The sequence below is a fragment of the Streptomyces sp. L500 genome, from assembly GCF_054551825.1.
On the sequence record NZ_JBTOLC010000016.1, the window covers coordinates 106,373 to 124,314 of the forward strand.

21 protein-coding genes are annotated in these 17,942 nt (G+C 70.3%); 6 read left to right on the forward strand and 15 right to left on the reverse strand.

What is annotated here, in order from left to right; genetic code table 11:
* Positions 1-5: 5 nt before the first annotated feature.
* Together mqnE and ACX9I7_RS17365 are read right to left on the reverse strand one after the other, a co-directional pair.
* Positions 6-1,169, reverse strand: coding sequence for an aminofutalosine synthase MqnE (gene mqnE, locus ACX9I7_RS17360; protein WP_189456643.1), 1,164 nt, complete (start codon positions 1,167-1,169; stop codon positions 6-8).
* 59 nt (positions 1,170-1,228) lie between these two features.
* Positions 1,229-1,684: an Lrp/AsnC family transcriptional regulator gene (locus ACX9I7_RS17365; protein WP_126914801.1), complete on the reverse strand. Its 456-nt coding sequence runs from the start codon at positions 1,682-1,684 to the stop codon at positions 1,229-1,231.
* A gap of 138 nt (positions 1,685-1,822) precedes the next feature.
* Between ACX9I7_RS17365 and ACX9I7_RS17370 the strand changes: the two genes are divergently transcribed.
* Positions 1,823-1,957 carry a hypothetical protein gene (locus ACX9I7_RS17370; RefSeq protein ID WP_268248362.1) on the forward strand — a complete coding sequence of 45 codons (135 nt, stop codon included), beginning with the start codon at positions 1,823-1,825 and terminating at the stop codon, positions 1,955-1,957.
* On the opposite strand, the gene ACX9I7_RS17375 is transcribed toward ACX9I7_RS17370, so the two are convergent.
* Positions 1,954-2,646 (reverse strand): UbiX family flavin prenyltransferase, encoded by a 693-nt coding sequence (locus ACX9I7_RS17375; RefSeq protein ID WP_387569288.1) that lies wholly within the window; start codon positions 2,644-2,646, stop codon positions 1,954-1,956. The two genes, ACX9I7_RS17370 and ACX9I7_RS17375, sit on opposite strands and share 4 nt — an antisense overlap.
* A 174-nt stretch (positions 2,647-2,820) precedes the next feature.
* Between ACX9I7_RS17375 and ACX9I7_RS17380 the strand changes: the two genes are divergently transcribed.
* Positions 2,821-4,005 (forward strand): hypothetical protein, encoded by a 1,185-nt coding sequence (locus ACX9I7_RS17380; protein ID WP_459387833.1) that lies wholly within the window; start codon positions 2,821-2,823, stop codon positions 4,003-4,005.
* A 61-nt stretch (positions 4,006-4,066) separates the two neighbouring features.
* Here ACX9I7_RS17380 and mqnP read toward each other — a convergent pair whose 3' ends face one another.
* Positions 4,067-4,963: a menaquinone biosynthesis prenyltransferase MqnP gene (gene mqnP, locus ACX9I7_RS17385; RefSeq protein WP_358631230.1), complete on the reverse strand. Its 897-nt coding sequence runs from the start codon at positions 4,961-4,963 to the stop codon at positions 4,067-4,069.
* Entirely contained in the window at positions 4,960-6,411 is a 1,452-nt protein-coding gene (locus tag ACX9I7_RS17390; RefSeq protein WP_387569294.1) for a menaquinone biosynthesis decarboxylase, read from the reverse strand. The genes mqnP and ACX9I7_RS17390 overlap by 4 nt, the downstream gene beginning before the upstream one ends.
* 87 nt (positions 6,412-6,498) lie before the next feature.
* On the opposite strand from ACX9I7_RS17390, the gene ACX9I7_RS17395 reads away from it, so the two are divergent.
* A complete protein-coding gene (locus ACX9I7_RS17395; protein ID WP_126914806.1) occupies positions 6,499-6,780 on the forward strand; it encodes a PLD nuclease N-terminal domain-containing protein in 282 nt (93 codons plus the stop codon).
* On the opposite strand, the gene ACX9I7_RS17400 is transcribed toward ACX9I7_RS17395, so the two are convergent.
* From ACX9I7_RS17400 to ACX9I7_RS17445, 10 genes are all read right to left on the reverse strand, one after another.
* Complete coding sequence (locus ACX9I7_RS17400; protein ID WP_189456652.1) at positions 6,777-7,295, reverse strand: SRPBCC domain-containing protein; 519 nt, start codon at positions 7,293-7,295, stop codon at positions 6,777-6,779. The two genes, ACX9I7_RS17395 and ACX9I7_RS17400, sit on opposite strands and share 4 nt — an antisense overlap.
* 19 nt (positions 7,296-7,314) lie before the next feature.
* Positions 7,315-7,890, reverse strand: coding sequence for a Uma2 family endonuclease (locus ACX9I7_RS17405; RefSeq protein ID WP_387569298.1), 576 nt, complete (start codon positions 7,888-7,890; stop codon positions 7,315-7,317).
* A 117-nt stretch (positions 7,891-8,007) separates the two neighbouring features.
* Positions 8,008-9,090 (reverse strand): c-type cytochrome biogenesis protein CcsB, encoded by a 1,083-nt coding sequence (gene ccsB / locus ACX9I7_RS17410; protein ID WP_387569301.1) that lies wholly within the window; start codon positions 9,088-9,090, stop codon positions 8,008-8,010.
* On the reverse strand, positions 9,087-10,898 hold the full coding sequence (gene resB / locus ACX9I7_RS17415; protein WP_387569304.1) for a cytochrome c biogenesis protein ResB: 1,812 nt from the start codon (positions 10,896-10,898) through the stop codon (positions 9,087-9,089). The genes ccsB and resB overlap by 4 nt, the downstream gene beginning before the upstream one ends.
* Before the next feature lie 3 nt (positions 10,899-10,901).
* The gene (locus tag ACX9I7_RS17420; RefSeq protein ID WP_387569397.1) at positions 10,902-11,666 is read right to left on the reverse strand and encodes a cytochrome c biogenesis CcdA family protein; all 765 of its coding nucleotides are present in this window, start codon (positions 11,664-11,666) and stop codon (positions 10,902-10,904) included.
* Positions 11,667-11,703: 37 nt separating this feature from the next.
* The gene (locus tag ACX9I7_RS17425; protein WP_358631244.1) at positions 11,704-12,330 is read right to left on the reverse strand and encodes a TlpA family protein disulfide reductase; all 627 of its coding nucleotides are present in this window, start codon (positions 12,328-12,330) and stop codon (positions 11,704-11,706) included.
* A 23-nt stretch (positions 12,331-12,353) separates the two neighbouring features.
* Positions 12,354-13,766: a polysaccharide deacetylase family protein gene (locus ACX9I7_RS17430; RefSeq protein ID WP_387569306.1), complete on the reverse strand. Its 1,413-nt coding sequence runs from the start codon at positions 13,764-13,766 to the stop codon at positions 12,354-12,356.
* A gap of 195 nt (positions 13,767-13,961) precedes the next feature.
* Complete coding sequence (locus ACX9I7_RS17435) at positions 13,962-14,609, reverse strand: histidine phosphatase family protein (RefSeq protein ID WP_189456712.1); 648 nt, start codon at positions 14,607-14,609, stop codon at positions 13,962-13,964.
* Between the two features lie 32 nt (positions 14,610-14,641).
* A complete protein-coding gene (hemL, locus tag ACX9I7_RS17440) occupies positions 14,642-15,967 on the reverse strand; it encodes a glutamate-1-semialdehyde 2,1-aminomutase (RefSeq protein ID WP_189456660.1) in 1,326 nt (441 codons plus the stop codon).
* A 4-nt stretch (positions 15,968-15,971) separates the two neighbouring features.
* Entirely contained in the window at positions 15,972-16,235 is a 264-nt protein-coding gene (locus tag ACX9I7_RS17445; RefSeq protein WP_229820674.1) for a hypothetical protein, read from the reverse strand.
* Between the two features lie 30 nt (positions 16,236-16,265).
* Between ACX9I7_RS17445 and ACX9I7_RS17450 the strand changes: the two genes are divergently transcribed.
* The 3 genes from ACX9I7_RS17450 to ACX9I7_RS17460 all read left to right on the forward strand — a co-directional run bounded on the left by ACX9I7_RS17450 (position 16,266) and on the right by ACX9I7_RS17460 (position 17,899).
* Positions 16,266-16,703: a hypothetical protein gene (locus tag ACX9I7_RS17450; protein ID WP_229347866.1), complete on the forward strand. Its 438-nt coding sequence runs from the start codon at positions 16,266-16,268 to the stop codon at positions 16,701-16,703.
* A gap of 39 nt (positions 16,704-16,742) precedes the next feature.
* Positions 16,743-17,078, forward strand: coding sequence for a YnfA family protein (locus ACX9I7_RS17455; protein ID WP_459387834.1), 336 nt, complete (start codon positions 16,743-16,745; stop codon positions 17,076-17,078).
* 68 nt (positions 17,079-17,146) lie between these two features.
* The gene (locus tag ACX9I7_RS17460; RefSeq protein ID WP_459387835.1) at positions 17,147-17,899 is read left to right on the forward strand and encodes an SDR family NAD(P)-dependent oxidoreductase; all 753 of its coding nucleotides are present in this window, start codon (positions 17,147-17,149) and stop codon (positions 17,897-17,899) included.
* Positions 17,900-17,942: the final 43 nt, after the last annotated feature.

A 17,942-nucleotide genomic window follows, 5' to 3' on the forward strand; every position in this document is an offset into this window, starting at 1 on the left:
GGATCTCAGACCCGCATCGGCTGCGGCGACTCCCGCAGCGAGGCGTCCGGACCCGGGTACTCACGGATGATCTCGTAGCGGGTGTTGCGCTCCACCGGACGGAAGCCGGCGTCGCGGATCAGCTCCAGCAGATCGTCGCGGGTGAGCTTGTTCGGCGTGCCGTAGTTGTCGGCGTCGTGAGTGATCTTGTACTCGACGACCGAGCCGTCCATGTCGTCCGCGCCGTGCTGGAGGGCGAGCTGGGCGGTCTGCACGCCGTGCATCACCCAGAAGACCTTGACGTGCGGGACGTTGTCGAACAGCAGCCGGGAGACGGCGAAGGTCTTCAGCGCCTCGGCGCCCGTCGCCATCGTGGTCCGCGCCTGGAGCCGGTTGCGGATCTTGCCGTCCTTCATGTCCACGAAGTCGTGCTGGTAGCGCAGCGGGATGAAGACGTGGAAGCCACCGGTCTCGTCCTGCAGCTCACGCAGGCGCAGCACGTGGTCCACGCGGTGGCGCGGCTCCTCGATGTGCCCGTAGAGCATGGTGCAGGGGCCCTTGAGGCCCTTGGAGTGGGCGAGGCGGTGGATGCGCGACCAGTCCTCCCAGTGGGTGTCGTGGTCGACGATGTGCTGCCGCACCTCCCAGTCGAAGATCTCCGCGCCGCCGCCGGTCAGCGACTCCAGACCGGCGTCGATCAGCTCGTCGAGGATCTCCTCGGCGGGCATCCCGGAGATCTTCTCGAAGTGCTGGATCTCGGTGGCGGTGAACGCCTTCAGGGAGACGTTCGGCAGCGCCTCCTTGAGCGCGCGCAGGGAGCGCGGGTAGTAGCGCCACGGCAGCGTGGGGTGGAGGCCGTTGACGATGTGCAGCTCGGTGAGGTTCTCGCTCTCCATGGCCTTGGCCAGGCGGACGGCTTCCTCGATGCGCATCGTGTACGCGTCCTTCTCGCCCGGCTTGCGCTGGAACGAGCAGTACGCGCACGACGCCGTGCACACATTGGTCATGTTGAGGTGGCGGTTGACGTTGAAGTGGACGACGTCGCCGTTCTTCTTCGTCCGGACGTGGTGGGCGAGCCCGCCCAGCCAGGCCAGGTCGTCGGACTCGTAGAGGGCGATGCCGTCCTCGCGGGTGAGCCGCTCGCCCGCGTAGACCTTCTCCTCGAGCTCACGCTTGAGTCCAGCGTCCATGCGTCCGCCCTCTCCGATACATCCGATTTCGAGACCCCGTCGAGCCTACTCCCCCGACCTCAGACGTCCTCGGGCAGCTCGCCCACGCGGTTCTCCCACTTGGTGGAGAGCACGATCGTGGTGCGGGTGCGGCTGACGCCCTTGGTGCCGGAGAGCCGGCGGATGGTGCGCTCCAGCCCGTCCACGTCGCCGACCCGGACCTTGAGCATGTACGAGTCGTCGCCGGCGATGAACCAGCAGTCCTCGATCTCCTCCAGGTCGCGCAGCCGGCGCGCCACGTCCTCGTGGTCGGCGGCGTCCGAGAGCTGGATGCCGATCAGGGCGGTGACGCCCAGGCCCAGCGAGGCCGCGTTCACGGTCGCGCGGTAGCCCGTGATGACGCCCGCCGCCTCCAGCCGGTTGATCCGGTCCGTGACGCTCGGCCCCGACAGGCCGACCAGCCTGCCGAGCTCCGCGTACGACGCCCGGCCGTTCTCCCGCAGCGCCTGGATGAGCTGCCTGTCCACCGCGTCCATAGCCTGGCACCTTTCAATAATCAGCGAACTCGCCGGTTTCAGTGTAGAATCTAAGGCGTACGGGGTTCCAGACCCCGAAAATCTTTCACCAGATCAGCGAATCATCGACGATCCTTCGATCTCAGGAGTGAAGACCTCGTGTACTCGATCGAGATGGCCTACGCCCGCATGCGCGAGCTCCAGGACCTGGCCAACCGCTCGCGTGCCCACCAGTCCACCCCGGCTCCGCGCCTCGCGGCGAAGATCCGCCTGCCGCGCGCCAAGAAGCGCTAGCCCTCCCCACGAGCGCTCGCCCCACCGAGCTCTCCTTCCCAGCGGCGGTACAGCCGGTGCGGCACTTCCGCCGCGTCCAGCGCCCGCCCGGCGACGAAGTCCACCAGATCCTGGATGTGCGTCGCCCCCGCGTAGAACGCCGGCGAGGCGGGCAGCACCACGGCTCCCGCGTCGTCGAGCGCCACGAGCTGCCGGAGCGTCTGTCCGCTGAGCGGGGTCTCGCGCACCGCGACGATCAACGGCCGACGCTCCTTCAGCGTCACGCTCGCCACGCGCTGGAGCAGATCCTTCGACAGTCCCAGCGCCACTCCGGCCACGCAGGCGGTGCTCGCCGGGACGATCAGCATCCCCTTGGCGGGGTACGAACCGGAGGACGGACCGGCGGCGAGATCCCCGGCCGCCCAGTGGCGGACATCGGCCAGGGCCGCCTCGTCGACGGCGAAGTGCTCCTTGCCGTCCGCGCCCAGCGCGAGCCAGCTCGCCAGGTCCCGCCGCCAGTGCCCGTCCCGGAAGCGGATCCCGGTCTCGTCCAGCAGCGTCAGCCGGGCGGCCCGGCTGACCACCAGGTCCACGGCCTCACCGGCGGCCAGCAGGCCGCGCACCACGGCGGCGGCGTAAGGCGTCCCGGACGCGCCGGAGACCCCGACCACCCAGGGCCGGCGTCGCGTCGTGTGTTCGTACGGCTCCACGGGATCGAGCCTATCCGGACACCGCGGGCGGTCCGCCCGCCGTCCCGGACGGGGCCCGCCCGCCGCGCGTCTTGACGGCGTCTTGGCGGAATAGTCCTTTGACATGCCTATTCGTCCTCGACTTAAGTGACCTTCATATAAACGGAACGGTCCAGGGGGAACGTCATTCACACCATGCGCAAGGGTCTGGCCGCCGCCGGCTGCGTCGCTCTCGTCGCCGCCGCGTCCGTCGCCTGCGACCCCACCGAGAAGCTGAGCCCCGAGGCGAAGGTCGAGCGGGCCTTCGACAAGCTGAGCGGCCAGAAGGCCGTCTCCGCCGACTTCGGCTTCGACGCCGGCGCCGACAAGCTCTACGAGGCGCTGAAGGGCGAGGACGACTTCCAGCGCTCCGACGCCGACACGCTGGCGAGCCTGCGGCTCTCCTTCGCGATCAGCAACGACAAGCCGCTCAAGGACGTCAAGGACGGCGACAAGAACGGCGCCGTGACGTTCAAGCTGGCCAAGAAGGACGCCGACAAGCCGCTCGTCGAGCTCCGCGGCGTGGCGCAGAAGATGTATGTGCGTGGCGACCTCAAGGCCATCGCCGAGCTCGGCGGGAAGAGCGAGAAGAGCAAGAGCGCCAAGGGTGCCAAGGGCAAGCAGGCCCTCGACGAGCTGCTGAAGAAGGCCGACCAGCTCCCGCCGTCCCTGGACGCCGTCAAGGGCGCCATCAAGGGCGACTGGGTCTCCCTGGACACCAAGTCCTTCGAGGAGTTCGGCAAGTCCTTCGGCAAGGACAAGGGCAGCTCGGGCAAGACGAACGGCTCGCTGAGCGACTCGCTCGACCCGAAGACCCAGAAGCAGGCCCTGGAGGCCATGCGCAAGGCCCTCATGGACAACGCCAAGTTCGCCGACGCGGGCTCCAAGGACGGCGCCGACCACGTCAAGGTCACCGCCAACGCGAAGACGGTCGGCAAGCAGGTCGTCGAGGGCCTCAAGCCGCTCAAGGACAAGCTCGGCGACAAGCGCTTCGACAAGTTCTCCAAGTGGGAGGACGCCCCGGACAAGGACGTCACCGTCGACGTGGCCGTCAAGGACGGCATGCTCTCCGCCCTCTCCTTCGACGCCGCCAAGCTCGACAAGGACGCCAAGGGCGAGCTGCCGGTGACCATCGGCTTCAAGGGCGGCTCCGAGAAGATCGAGGCCCCCGCCGGCGCCAAGGAGCTCAAGCCGCAGGACCTGATGGGCGCGGCCATGTTCGCCTTCATGGGCGGCGGCGGTCAGGGCGGCGCGAAGAGCCCGTTCGGCAGCGACGCGAACAGCCCCTTCGGCGGCCCCCTCGGGGGCGGCGCGCAGGACCCGTTCAGCAAGTCCGTCTGACGGCCCGTACCCACGCGAAAGGGCGGCCCACCGAACACGGTGGGCCGCCCTTCCGCTGTGTTCAGACCGTCAGGCCGCGCACCAGCAGGTCCAGCAGGGCGCACAGGAAGAGCGCGATGCCGATGAAGCCGTTCACGGTGAAGAACGCCCGGTTCAGCCGGGACAGATCGTGCGGCTTGACGATCGTGTGCTCGTAGAGGAACGCCACGGCGACGACGACCAGGCCCGTCCAGAAGAAGACGCCCGCGTGCGTCGCCAGCGCGTACCAGACCAGCAGCGCCGTGGTGACGGCATGACAGACCCGTGCGCCGTACAGGGCGGCCGGGATGCCGAAGCGGGCCGGGGTGGACTTCACCCCGTGGGCGCGGTCGGCGGCCACGTCCTGGCAGGCGAAGATCAGGTCGAAGCCGCCGATCCACACGCCGACCGCCAGCCCCAGGATCACCGCGTCCCAGGACCACTCCCCCGTCACCGCCAGCCACGCGCCCACCGGGCCCATGGCCTGGGCGAGCCCCAGGATCGCGTGCGGGAAGTTGGTGAAGCGCTTGCCGTACGGGTAGACGACCATCGGGATCACGGCGATCGGCGCGAGCGCCAGGCACAGCGGGTTGAGCAGCGCGGCGGCGCCGAGGAAGACGACCACGGCCACCCCCGCCCCGGTCCACGCCGAGCGCACCGACACCGCGCCCGTGACCAGCTCCCGGTTCGCCGTGCGCGGGTTACGGGCGTCGATCTCGCGGTCGATGATGCGGTTGCAGGCCATCGCGAAGGTGCGCAGTCCCACCATGGCGATGGTGACGAGCAGCAGCCGCGCCCAGTGGATGTTCCGGTCGAGCTGGAACATCGCGGTCAGGGCGGCGATGTAGGCGAAGGGCAGCGCGAAGACCGAGTGCTCGATCATGACGAGGCGCAGGAACGCCTTCGTCCGGCCCGGCTGCGCGACGGCGGCCGTGGTCACAGCCCGTACTCCTTCCACCGGCGGTCGACCTTCGTCGCCGTCTCCGGGTCCGACTCGACCATGTTCGGCCAGCCACCGTCGCGGGTGTAGCCCTCCTCGGGCCACTTCGCGGTCGCGTCGATGCCCGCCTTGCCGCCCCAGAACTGCTGGTAGGAGGCGTGGTCCAGATGGTCCACGGGGCCTTCGACGACGGTCAGGTCGCGGGCGTAGTCCGTGTTGCCCAGTGCGCGCCAGGCCACCTCGTGGAGGTCGTGGACGTCGCAGTCGGAGTCCACCACGATGATCAGCTTGGTCAGCGACATCATGTGCGCGCCCCAGACGGCGTGCATGACCTTCTGGGCGTGCTTGGGGTACTTCTTGTCGATCGAGACGATCGCGCAGTTGTGGAAGCCGCCGGCCTCCGGCAGGTGGTAGTCCACGATGTCCGGGACGATCACCTTCAGCAGCGGCAGGAAGAACCGCTCCGTGGCGCGGCCCAGCGGGCCGTCCTCGGTCGGCGGGCGGCCGACGACGATCGACTGCAGCAGCGGGCGCCGCCGCATCGTGACGCAGTCGATGGTGAGCGCCGGGAAGTCCTCCTGCGGCGTGTAGAAGCCCGTGTGGTCGCCGAACGGGCCTTCCGGCAGCATCTTCCCCGGTTCCAGCCAGCCCTCGATGACGACTTCCGCGTTCGCGGGGACCTGGAGCGGGACGGTCTTGCAGTCGACCATCTCGATCCGCTTGCCCTGGATGAAGCCCGCGAAGAGGTACTCGTCGATGTCGCCGGGCAGCGGCGCGGTGGACGCGTACGTCACGGCCGGCGGGCAGCCGAAGGCGATGGCGACCGGCAGCCGCTCGCCGCGCTTGGCAGCCACCTGGTAGTGGTTGCGGCTGTCCTTGTGGATCTGCCAGTGCATGCCGATGGTGCGCTTGTCGTGGCGCTGGAGGCGGTAGAGGCCGAGGTTGCGGACGCCGGTCTCGGGGTGCTTGGTGTGGGTGAGACCGAGGTTGAAGAAGGAGCCGCCGTCCTCGGGCCAGGTGAAGAGCGCCGGGAGCTGGTCGAGGTCCACGTCGTCGCCGGTGAGGACGACCTCCTGGACCGGCGCGTCCTTGACCTTCCTCGGCGGCACGTGCGCCATCGCGCCGAGCTTGCCGAAGGCCTCGCGCATGCCGACGAACCCCTGCGGAAGCTCCGGCCTGAGCAGCCCGCCGATCTTCTCGCTGATCTCGTCGTAGGAGGTCAGGCCGAGCGCCTTGAGCATCCGGCGGTCGGTGCCGAAGACGTTCATGGCGAGCGGCATGGCCGCGCCCTTGACGTTCTCGAAGAGCAGCGCGGGACCGCCCGCTTTGTTCACTCTGTCGACGATCTCCCCGATCTCCAGGTACGGGTCGACTTCGGCCTTGATGCGCTTGAGATCGCCATCGCGCTCCAGTGCCCGGAGGAACGAGCGAAGATCGTCGTAAGCCATACGTTCCAGTATCGAGCACGCACTACCCTGGAGCGGTCACGGGGGCCGCGAAGCGGCTCCGAGCACCGCACTCCGGGGGCCGCCACCATGCTCAGGTATCTGCCGTTCCTGCTGGTCCTGGCGCTGTGGATCTACGCCTTCATCGACTGCCTCAACACCCCCGAGAACGAGGTGCGGGGTCTGCCGAAGCTGGCGTGGGTGTTCGTCATCCTGCTCTTCGGCGAGGTCCTGGTGGGCCCGGTGGCTTGGCTGGTCGCGGGGCGCCCCCGCGCCCGTACCCGCCCGGCGCCGCGGCGGTGGGTGGCCCCGGACGACAACCCGGAGTTCCTGCGCTCGCTCCGGCCCGACGAGGACGGCCCGAAGGGCTAGCGCCCCTTCCCGTACTCCTCGCGCAGTTCCCGCCAGCGCTCCAGGGTCCACGCGGACCAGTCCGCGGGCTGCCCGGCGAGGGCCTGCAGCAGGTACTCGAAGTGGTGGTGCCAGCCGGCCAGGCAGTCCAGGCGTACGTCCTCCGGCCCGGCCAGCTCGTTGGTGAAGTGCAGCAGCGTCCCGCCGACGCCCAGCGGCCCGGGCTCCAGCTCGAAGCGGACCCGCCCGTGGATGTCCACGGTGTACTCCACCACCCGCTTGGGCTCCCAGGCCGTCACCCGCCCCGGGGCGACCGTGGCATGCCCCCGGGCGTCCTTGTTCTGCCACCGCAGCGTGATCGCCCCGCCCTCCCGCTGCTCGAACGGATCGGCGACGGCCAGCCACGTGGGCAGCCCGTCGGGCGTGGCGATCGCGTCCCACACCTCGTCGACGGGGTACGGGATCGACAGCTCGTAGCGCAGGGTGTGGACGTCACCCTGGGACTCGGACGCGCCGTAGGGGGAGGGGATCTCCATAGGTCCACGTCTAGCACGGTCAGGCGCGGGGCGCCTGCCGGTCGCGGGGCCAGTCGGAGGTGTCGATAGTGACCTTGGGGTGGGGGAGGGTGAAGGTGGAACCGAAGGTGTAGATGACCTCGTCGGTGTACGTGCCTTCGCGCGGGTCGTGGTGAACATGCACGACCCCGGACTTCGGGTCGGCGATGAGGTACGTGGGTACCCCGGCAACGGCGTAGACGTTCAGCTTGGCCTCGTAATCCGCGCGGCGGCTGCCCCGGGAAACGACCTCGGCCACGAACTCGACGTCCCGGTAGTCGTGGTTACCGGCGTCGTCCTCTTCGGCACCCTCCTTCACGAGGGCCACATCCGGCGCGAATCCGTTGAGATACCCGGGAAAGTCGACCCGCACGTCCCACAGGACGTTCGCGTTCCGGCCGAGCGTGTCCGCCAACGACATGGTCAGCAGCTGGATGATCCGGGCATGCACCTTGCGCTGCGGATTCATGACGATCTCCCCCTCGATGATCTCCACCCGGTAGTCCGCAGGCAGATTGAGGCTCTCGATCTCGTCAAACATCGCGTCGAGCTCGGCCGAGTCCCGTACAGCCGCCATCCGGCACCTCCCCTAGTCGCATTCGAGTCTATGGACGCATACCAGCCTCCGCTCGCACAAAGGCCCGCTTCCCCCGGACGAGGGAAGCGGGCCTTTACAAAACCGCACCGTGCGGGCTCACACCCCCGCGTAGGAGTGCTTGCCGCTCAGCAGGATGTTCACGCCGTAGTAGTTGAAGAGGTAGCAGGCGAAGGCCAGCAGGGCCAGGTAGGCGGCCTTGCGGCCCTTCCAGCCGGCGGTGGCGCGGGCGTGGAGGTAGCTGGCGTAGGCGACCCAGGTGATGAAGGACCAGACCTCCTTGGGGTCCCAGCCCCAGTAGCGGCCCCAGGCGGCCTCGGCCCAGATCGCGCCCGCGATGATCGTGAACGTCCACAGCGGGAAGACGGTCGCGTTGATGCGGTAGGCGAACTTGTCGAGCGTGGCGGCCGAGGGCAGGCGGGAGAGGACGTTGCCCCAGGCGCCGTCCGCGTCCCGGCCGGCCGCGAGCTTGGCCTCGTAGGAGTCGCGGAAGAGGTAGAAGAGCGTGGAGCACGCGCCCACCCACAGCGCCGCGCCGGAGATGATGGCGCAGGAGACGTGGATCCACAGCCAGTAGGAGTGGAGCGCGGGCACGAGCTGGTCGCTGCTGGTGTAGAGGACCGAGACGGCGAGGCCCAGGTCGAGCAGGATCGACGTGGTCAGCGGCAGGCCCAGCCAGCGGACGTTCTTCTTCGCGGCGAGCAGGCCGAGGTAGACGGCCACGGCGGTCATGCCGAAGGTCGTGGAGAACTCGTACATGTTGCCCCACGGCGCCCGCTGCACGGACAGCGCGCGGGTGAGGACGCCGCCCGCGTGGAGCGCGAAGGCCAGCACGGTCAGCGAGACGGCGATGCGGCCGTACAGGTCGCCCTTCTCGCTGCCGCCGGCCGCGCCGGGGCCGTCGGGCACGTCACGGCTGCCGGGGGCGGCGCGGGTGACGACCTCGGGTCGCTCCAGGACGGCCGTGCCGCCGCCCTGCTTCTTGACCGTGACGGTCACGGACGACGAGCGGGCGGCCTCCGTGGTGATCGCGGCGGCGGTGCGGGCGACGGTGCTGCGGCTGCCGAAGACCCACTCGGTGATGTGCGCGAGGAAGGCCAGGGTGTAGACGGCCATGGCCGAATAGATCAGCACATTGCTGATGTTGGCCAGGTTCTCGTTGGTTGCGGCGGCGAGATTCACGCGCGCGCTCCTTCGGACGGTTCGACGGGGTCGGAGGCGGCTTCGTCCGCTTCGACGGCTTCGACGGCCTCGGCCGTGGCGGTGCCGGCGGCGGTCGCCGCGGCGGGCGGGGCGTCGGGCTGGAGGGCGGCGGCGAGGGAGGCGAGCTCCTCGGGCAGCCGGGCGGACTCGCTGCGGGCGAGGCCGGCCAGCTCCACGACCGTACGGCCGTCGGCGCCGGCCGTGGCCCGCACCCAGACGCGGCGGCGCTGGATGAACAGCGAGCCGGCCAGGCCCAGCAGGGCGGCGACGGCGCCGCTCAGGGCGAGCTCGTCGCCGGGCTTCTGGGAGACCTGGAAGGTGGCCCACTCCTTGATGGCGTCGAAGTGCAGCGAGCCGCCGTCGGGGAGCGTCATGGTGTCGCCGACCTTGAGCAGCTTGGCGAAGGGCGAGCCGTCCTTCTCCGTGAACTGCTTCATCTTGGTGACGTCGAGCTGGTAGACGTTCTGCGGCATGCCGGAGTCGGTGCCGAGGCTGCCGTGGTAGGCGGTGAGGACGAGGGCGGGGTTGTCCAGGGCGGGGAACTGGGACGCCATCATCCCGGTCTTCAGGTCCAGCGTCGGCACGAAGTTGCCCTTGAAGCCGATCTGGGTCTTCTCGCCGTCCTTGTCCCGGTAGTCGCCGACCTTGGCGACGGCGGTCTCGGTGACGTTGCTGTCCAGCGGCAGCGCGGACATCGGGCCCCGGAAGGCGATGTTCCCCCGGCCGTCCTTGACGGTCACCATCGGAGCGTAGCCGTGGCCGATGAGGTAGACCTTCGAGCCGCCCGTCTCCAGCGGCTCGTTCACCTTGATGGTGGCCTTGCGGGCCGGGCCGTCGGCGCCCTCGTAGTACGTGATGTGGGCGGCGTAGTCGCGCGGGGTGCCCTTCTGGGGGCCGGTGCGCTCGTAGCTGCCGGAAAAGCGGTCCAGGTAGAAGCTGAACTTGTCGAGGTCGTCCGCGCGGAAGAGGGAGCCGGACTTGAAGTCGTCGTACTGGGTGAGGGTGTTCGAGAAGCCGTCGCCCTCGACGACGAGCTTGCCGCCCTCGGACTTCCACAGCTGGCCGGAGGCGAAGGCCACCAGCAGGGCGATCAGGGAGACGTGGAAGAGGAGGTTGCCGGCCTCGCGCAGATAGCCCTTCTCGGCGCCGACGGAGCCCTCGCCCCGCTCGACGCGGAAGCGGCGGCGCTTGAGGAGCTTCTCGGCCGCCGCGACGACCTGCTCGGGCTTCGCGTCCGTGTGCCAGGTGGCGTGGGCGGGCATCCGGGTGAGGTTGCGGGGGGCGGCCGGCGGGCGGCCGCGCAGCTGGCCGACGAACTGCCAGGTGCGCGGGACGATGCAGCCGATCAGCGAGATGAACAGCAGGATGTAGATCGCGGAGAACCACACCGAGCTGTAGACGTGGAAGAGCCCGAGCTTGTCGTAGACGGACGCCAGGGTCTCGTGGTCGGCCTTCCACTGCTCGGCCTTGAGCGCGTCGACGCTGGTCTGCGGGACGAGCGAGCCGGGGATGGTGGCCAGGGAGAGCAGGAAGAGCAGGATCAGCGCGACCCGCATCGAGGTCAGCTGCCGCCAGACCCAGCGCACCCAGCCGGTGACCTCACGGGCGGTCCAGGCGAGCGCGCCGAGGAGGCCGGGCTTGCGGACGCCGCCGAAGGAGCCGGGTACGGCCTGGCCGTCACCGGCCCTGTCCTCGGCGGGGGCCGTGGAGAGGTCCGATGCCGCCGCCGAGTCGTCCGTTTCGGCGGTATCGGCGGCGGTATCGGTGGAGTCGTTGGTCTTGGCCATTGATCAGATCCCGGGGGTGTAGCGCGACGACCACGTCTGAAGGTCCTGGACCATGCTGTCCCACAATCCTGTGACCAGGAGCAGGCCGACCACGACGAGCATGCCGCCGCCGACGCGCATGACCCACGCGTAGTGCTTCTTGACCCAGCCGAAGGCGCCGAGCGCGCGCCGGAAGGCGATCGCGGCGAGGACGAACGGCAGGCCCAGGCCGGCGCAGTAGGCGACCATCAGCAGGGCGCCGCGGCCCGCGCTGGCCTGGTTGAAGGAGAGTGACTGCACGGCGGCGAGCGTCGGGCCGATGCACGGCGTCCAGCCCACGCCGAAGAGCACTCCGAGCAGGGGTGCCCCGGCCAGGCCCATCGTGGGCCGGGTGTGGAAGCGGAACTCGCGCTGGCCGAAGAGGCTGAAGGCGCCCATGAAGGCCAGGCCGAGCACGATCGTCAGCCCGCCGAGGACGAGGCTGATCGTCCCCTTGTAGCTCTGCAGCGTGCTGCCGAAGTAGCCGAACAGCGCGCCGCCGGAGACGAAGACCGCCGTGAAGCCCAGGACGAACAGCGAGGAGCCGGCGAGCATCCGGCCCCGCTTGGTCTCGGCCAGGTCCGCGCCGCCGACGCCGGTGACGTACGACAGGTAGCCGGGGACGAGCGGCAGGACGCAGGGGGAGAAGAAGGAGACGAGCCCGCCGAGCATCGCCACGGGCAGGGCCAGCAGCAGGGCGCCGGTCAGGACGGTCTGGTTGGTGTCGCTCGCCGCGGCGAGAGCGGTGATCGCGTGCGCGGCCGTGGGGGTCCCGGTGGTCACGGGGTCACTTCTCCGCGACCAGCGGGTCGAGGGTGTCGCGCAGCTCGTCCTCGCCCAGCGCCTTGATCGCGCGGGCGGCGATCTTCCCGTCCCGGTCGATGAAGACCGTGGAGGGGATCGACTGCGGGTTGAGGCTGCCCTTGGGGAAGCGCAGCAGGAGCTTGCCCGCGGAGTCGTAGAGGCTCGGGTAGGGAACCTTGAACTCCTTCTCGAAGGCGAGCGCGGGGGCCGGGTCGGGGTCGCGGGTGTCGAGGCCGACGAACTCCACGCCCTTGTCCTTGTAGGCGTTGGCGGCCTGCACCAGGTACTTGGCCTCGGCGCGGCACGGCGAGCACCAGGAGCCCCAGACGTTAAGGACGACGATCTTGCCCTTGTAGTCCTTGGCGACGTCGAGGTCCTTGCCGTCCAGCGTCTTGCCGGAGAGGTCGGGGGCGCTCTGCCGGCTCGCGCGGTCCTTGACCACGTCGACGCCGCCGGTGCCCTGGACGAACTGGGTCTGGCCCCCGCCGCCCGAGCTGCCGCCGGAGCCGCAGGCGCTGAGCGTCAGCGCCGCCGTGATGGCGACGACAGCGGCCGGCACGGGGAGACGACGGCGGGAAAGTGGGCGTCGATAGGCGCGGCGGGCACTCATGTGAAAAGTTTCGCATGGGCGGTTTAGGGATCTTCCGCACCCCCCTCGGAGTCGTCGCGCCCCTTGTTGCCCGCGGGCGCCGTGGGAACGTCGCCGCCCCTGGGCCCCACGGGCACCTCTCCGGCCTTCGGCCCGACGGGCGCCTCGCCGCGCGGCGCGGGGGGCTCGCCCCGGTTCCACGGCCTGCTCGTACTGCCGCCGCCACCGCCGCCGCCCGCCCTGCGGTGCCATTTCTCGCCCACGTCGAGCTGGCGCAGCTGCGCGAGGACCGCCGGGCTCTGCACGTCGAGCCAGTCCACGAACTGCCGGAAGGACACCACCCGGACGTCCTTGCGCTTGTCGTCGGCCATGTACTTGAACGCCTCCTCGACGGCGTCCATGTAGATCCCGCCGTTCCACTCCTCGAAGTGGTTGCCCACGAAGAACGGCGCCCGGTTCGTCTCGTACGCCCGGTCGAAGCCGGCGATGTACGACTCGATGGCCTGCCGGCGCCAGCCCGCGTAGTGGGCGGGCACGCCGCGCGTCGTGTTCTTCGACTGGTTGGCGAGGATGTTGTAGTCCATGGACAGGACCTCGAAGGAGTGCCCCGGGAAGGGCATCTGCTGCAGCGGCAGGTCCCACAGGCCCTGCTTCTTGCGGGGCCACACCTGCTCCCCGCCCGAGGAGCTCGCGTCGTAGCGCCAGCCCAGCCGCCGGGCGGTGGGCAGCAGACCGTCCTGGTTCAGCAGACAGGGGGTGCGGCCGCCGATGAGCTCCTTGCGGTAGTCGAAGGGCAGCGGCTCCAGGTCGGTGAAGCCGGTGTGGGTGCGCCAGCGGGTGACGAAGGAGACGGCCTGCTCGATCTCCGACTCCCAGTCCTCGGGCGTCCAGTGCGCCACCGAGCCGTGGCCCGAACAGAAGTGCCCGTTGAAGTGGGTGCCGATCTCGTGGCCCTCCAGCCACGCGGCGCGGATGTTCTTCAGCGTCGCCCGGATGTGCTCGTCGGAGAGGTAGCCGATGTCGGAGGCGCCGGGCGCGTTGTTCGGCGGCTCGTACATCCGCTGCTTGGACTCCGGCAGGAGGTAGATGCCGGAGAGGAAGAACGTCATCCGGGCGCCGTGGTCCCGGGCGAGCTTGCGGAAGCGGGGGAAGAGACCGTTGCCGACCTCGCCCGCCCCGTCCCATGAGAAGATCACGAACTGGGGCGGCTTCTCCCCCGGCTCCAGCGGCACCGGCTTCGGCGGCTGATTGGGCTGCGGCCCGGTGTCGGCGGTGGAGCCGTCGCCGATCAGCTTCGCCTTGGCCTTCGCCTCCACGTGCGCCCGCGCCTTGGGACGGCCGCCCGTGCCGGCGGTGCCGGACGGCCCGTCGGAGCAGCCGGCCATCGCTCCCAGGGCGGTGGCCGTGCCCAGGCCCACGCCCAGTCCGAGCAGGCTGCGTCGGCTCAACTCGCGCATGTCGGCTCCGTCCGTGCTTGCGGCCCCATACCATACGCCGTCCATATAAATGGACATTAGGTGTGACGGCACGGCGGATTACGGCGCTTGCGTTGTTTTCCCGCTCTCAACGGGTGCATTCGGGCGGAAACGACGGCGCGGGTGCGCCGGAGCACAAGCCCCGGCGCACCCGCGCCACCCCATATGCGTCCGGACTCAGGCGCCGAACGCCTTCGACCCGCCCTTGACCGGCTTCGCCCCGGCCAGCAGGTGCTTCGGCACCAGATCCCGCGCCGGCTCCGAGTACCCCACCGAGACGATCTTGTCGCCCCGGTAGGTGAACGTCGTCAGGCTCGCCAGCGTGCACTGCCGCTTCCGCGGGTCGTGCCACAGCCGGCGCCGCTCCACGAAGCTCCGCACGATCCAGATCGGCAGCTGATGGCTGACCAGCACGGCCTCATGGCCGCGCGCCGCGTCCTTCGCCGCGTCCAGCGCGCCCATCATCCGCACCACCTGCTCGACGTACGGCTCGCCCCACGACGGACGGAACGGATTCGTCAGGTGCTTCCAGTTCGCCGGCTTGCGCAGCGCGCCGTCGCCCACGCCGAAGGTCTTGCCCTCGAAGACGTTCGCCGCCTCGATCAGCCGCTCGTCCGTCGCCAGGTCCAGACCGTGCGCCTTCGCGATCGGCGTCGCCGTCTCCTGCGCCCGCTCCAGCGGCGACGCGACCACGTACGTCACGTCCCGCTCCGCCAGGTGCTCCGCCACCCGGTCCGCCATCCGGTGCCCCAGCTCCGACAGGTGGTACCCCGCACGGCGCCCGTACAGCACGCCCTCCGGGTTGTGCACCTCGCCGTGCCGCATCAGATGGACGACCGTGATGTCAGCCTTGCCGCTCACTTGCCCTCCTCCGTCGCCTCGGCCGCCGCGCGCGCCGCCGCCGGCAGCGCCGCCGCGACCCGCTCGATCGCCGCCGCGTCGTGCGCCGTCGAGACGAACCACGACTCGAACGCCGACGGCGGCAGGTACACACCCTGCGACAGCATCGAATGGAAGAAGGCGTTGAAACGGAACGCCTCCTGCGTCTTCGCCTCGGCGTAGTTCGTCACCGCGTCCTCGGTGAAGAACACCGAGAACATGTTGCTCGCCGTCTGCAGCCGGTGCGCCACACCCGCCTTCGTCAGCGACTCCGTCACCAGGGAGCCGATCTCCGCCGCGACCGCGTCCACCCGCTCGTACGCCGCGTCGTCCAGCAGCCGCAGCTGCGCCAGGCCCGCGGCCGTGGCCACCGGGTTACCGGAGAGGGTGCCCGCCTGGTACACCGGGCCCGCCGGCGCCAGGTACGCCATCACATCGGCGCGACCGCCGAAGGCCGCCGCCGGGAAGCCGCCGCCCATGACCTTGCCGAAGGTCATCAGGTCCGGCTCGACGCCGTCGACGCCGAACCAGCCCGCCCGGCTCGTCCGGAAGCCCGTCATGACCTCGTCGGAGATGTACAGCGCGCCGTTCTCGGCGCACAGCGCCTTCAGGCCCGCGTTGAAGCCCGGCAGCGGCGGGACCACGCCCATGTTGCCCGGCGACGCCTCCGTGATCACACAGGCGATCTCGCCCGGGTGCGCCCGGAAGGCCTCGCGCACGGCCTCCAGGTCGTTGTACGGCAGCACGATCGTCTCGCCGGCCTGGGCGCCGGTCACGCCCGGGGTGTCCGGCAGCCCGAAGGTCGCCACCCCGGAACCCGCCGCGGCCAGCAGCGCGTCCACGTGACCGTGGTAGCAGCCGGCGAACTTCACGACCTTGGCGCGGCCCGTGAAGCCGCGCGCCAGCCGGATGGCCGACATCGTCGCCTCGGTGCCCGAGGACACCAGCCGCACCTGCTCGACCGGCGCGATCCGCGCGACGATCTCCTCCGCCAGCGCGACCTCGCCCTCACCGGGCGTGCCGAAGGACGTACCCCGCGCCACGGCCTCCTGCACCTTGGCGATCACCTCGGGGTGGGAGTGGCCGAGAATCATCGGCCCCCACGAACACACGAGGTCCACATATTCCCGGCCATCCGCATCGGTCAGATACGGACCGGTGCCGGAGACCATGAACCGGGGCGTACCGCCCACGGCGCGGAACGCGCGCACCGGAGAGTTCACGCCACCGGGCGTCACGACCGACGCACGGTCGAAGAGCGTCTGCGAGACTGGGGCCGTGTATGGGTAGCTCATGCTAGCCATGGTCTCAGAGCCCCCCGCCGACTCGTGCCCGGGCGTTTCGCACGCCGTCTACGGGGGAGGTCTCTGAGACGATGATCGGGTTGCGCGGCGGGGGCTGTGCTGCCTCAATGTGCGGTCGGGCAATGTGCGGTCGGGTGGAGATATGCATCGCGGTGGCGGACTGGGCGAAGGCACGGACGACCTGGGCCCCGAGCGAGCCGAGCGCGCCAACAAGGGGCGGCACCGGCGCCGGGAAGAACGACGCGACGAACGGCGCGAAGAGCGACACGAAGAGAACGGTGCGAGCAGGAGTGGCCGGGTGGGGGTGACCTACAAGTACTTCGGGGCCCCGAACGGCGCGACCGCCGCCCGCGTCCCCATCTCCATGCGCCCCGAGGAGCTCGGCGGTGACGAGCTGGGCATGGGCGGAATGTTCACCAGGATCAAGCCGGAGACCGTGGCCGCCATGGTTCTCACCGGCATCGAGGGCATACCCCTGCACAAGGTCCCCCCGCTCGAACTGGTCGTTCTCCATCCCGACTACGCGGTCGTCAAGCTCCCCATGACCGTCGTCGACCCGCTGCGCGGAATTGGCGAGGAATCGGTGGGCGCGGCGGCCTTCATCTGGTCCACGGTCCCCGACCGCGGCGGCCCGCGCGACGCCTTCGAGGTCTACCAACTGCTCCACGAATGGCAGGACTTCTCCCACCGGCTGCACGAGGCCGGCCACCAGCCGTACTGCCTGGTCTGGCCGTAGCGGCGCGGGACGCCCGTAGCCGCCCATAACCTGACACCCATGCTCAATCTCCGCTCCATCGCCCTGTTCGTCCTCGCCGCCCTCCTGGAGATCGGCGGGGCCTGGCTCGTCTGGCAGGGCGTCCGCGAGCACAGGGGCTGGGCCTGGATCGGCGCCGGGATCGCCGCCCTGGGCGCGTACGGCTTCGTCGCCACGCTCCAGCCGGACGCCCACTTCGGCCGGATCCTCGCCGCGTACGGCGGCGTGTTCGTCGCGGGCTCGCTGGCCTGGGGCATGGTCGCCGACGGCTACCGCCCCGACCGCTACGACGCCATCGGCGCCCTGGTCTGCCTCGCCGGCGTCGCCGTGATCATGTACGCCCCCCGGGGCCGCTGACCGGCCGGGCCCGGGCCCCTATGCTGCGGATAGACCCCAGCAGCCCCGGCCGTCCCAGGAGGCCCATCATGAGCACCCGCACCGCAGTCATCACCGGCGCGAGCAGCGGCATCGGCGCCGCCACCGCCCGCCGGCTGGCCACCGACGGCTACCGCGTCGTGCTCACCGCCCGCCGCGAGGACCGTCTGACCGCCCTCGCCGAGGAGCTGACGGCGGCGGGTCACGACGCGCTCGTCCACGTCCTCGACGTGACCGACCGCGCCGCCGTCGACGCCTTCGCCCGCACCCTGGACCGCGTCGACGTCCTCGTCAACAACGCCGGCGGCGCCATCGGCGCCGAGACCGTCGCCACCGCCGACCCCGCCGACTGGCGGACGATGTACGAGACGAACGTCCTGGGCACTCTCAACACCACCCAGGCCCTCCTCCCCCGCCTCGTCGAGGCCGAGGGCACGATCATCGTCCTCTCCTCCACGGCGGGCCTCGCCACCTACGAGGGCGGCGGCGGCTACGTGGCCGCCAAGCACGGCGCCCACGTCATCGCCGAGACCCTCCGCCTGGAGCTGTGCGGCCGGCCGGTGCGCGTCATCGAGATCGCCCCCGGCATGGTCAAGACGGACGAGTTCGCCCTCACCCGCTTCCGCGGCGACAAGGACCGCGCCGAATCCGTCTACACGGGCGTCGCCGAACCCCTCACCGCCGACGACATCGCCGACACCATCGGCTGGACCGTCTCCCGCCCCGCGCACGTCAACATCGACCTCCTCGTCGTCCGCCCCCGCGCCCAGGCGTCCAACTACAAGGTCCACCGCGAGGGCTGACCCCGACCGTCGCCACGGCCCACTAGCGTCGTACGCACAGCCG

What these genes read in the sequence shown, in the direction of transcription:
- ACX9I7_RS17405 (WP_387569298.1), bottom strand. Translation starts at nt 7,890, where the DNA reads ATGGCGGCTGTACGGGACTCGGCCGAGCTCGACGCGATGTTTGACGAG.
- hemL (WP_189456660.1), bottom strand. Translation starts at nt 15,967, where the DNA reads ATGGCTAGCATGAGCTACCCATACACGGCCCCAGTCTCGCAGACGCTC.
- ACX9I7_RS17430 (WP_387569306.1), bottom strand. Translation starts at nt 13,766, where the DNA reads ATGCGCGAGTTGAGCCGACGCAGCCTGCTCGGACTGGGCGTGGGCCTG.
- ACX9I7_RS17455 (WP_459387834.1), top strand. Translation starts at nt 16,743, where the DNA reads ATGCTCAATCTCCGCTCCATCGCCCTGTTCGTCCTCGCCGCCCTCCTG.
- ACX9I7_RS17365 (WP_126914801.1), bottom strand. Translation starts at nt 1,684, where the DNA reads ATGGACGCGGTGGACAGGCAGCTCATCCAGGCGCTGCGGGAGAACGGC.
- ACX9I7_RS17425 (WP_358631244.1), bottom strand. Translation starts at nt 12,330, where the DNA reads ATGAGTGCCCGCCGCGCCTATCGACGCCCACTTTCCCGCCGTCGTCTC.
- mqnE (WP_189456643.1), bottom strand. Translation starts at nt 1,169, where the DNA reads ATGGACGCTGGACTCAAGCGTGAGCTCGAGGAGAAGGTCTACGCGGGC.
- ACX9I7_RS17400 (WP_189456652.1), bottom strand. Translation starts at nt 7,295, where the DNA reads ATGGAGATCCCCTCCCCCTACGGCGCGTCCGAGTCCCAGGGTGACGTC.
- ACX9I7_RS17395 (WP_126914806.1), top strand. Translation starts at nt 6,499, where the DNA reads ATGCTCAGGTATCTGCCGTTCCTGCTGGTCCTGGCGCTGTGGATCTAC.
- ACX9I7_RS17435 (WP_189456712.1), bottom strand. Translation starts at nt 14,609, where the DNA reads ATGCGGCACGGCGAGGTGCACAACCCGGAGGGCGTGCTGTACGGGCGC.
- ACX9I7_RS17380 (WP_459387833.1), top strand. Translation starts at nt 2,821, where the DNA reads ATGCGCAAGGGTCTGGCCGCCGCCGGCTGCGTCGCTCTCGTCGCCGCC.
- ACX9I7_RS17390 (WP_387569294.1), bottom strand. Translation starts at nt 6,411, where the DNA reads ATGGCTTACGACGATCTTCGCTCGTTCCTCCGGGCACTGGAGCGCGAT.
- resB (WP_387569304.1), bottom strand. Translation starts at nt 10,898, where the DNA reads ATGGCCAAGACCAACGACTCCACCGATACCGCCGCCGATACCGCCGAA.
- ACX9I7_RS17460 (WP_459387835.1), top strand. Translation starts at nt 17,147, where the DNA reads ATGAGCACCCGCACCGCAGTCATCACCGGCGCGAGCAGCGGCATCGGC.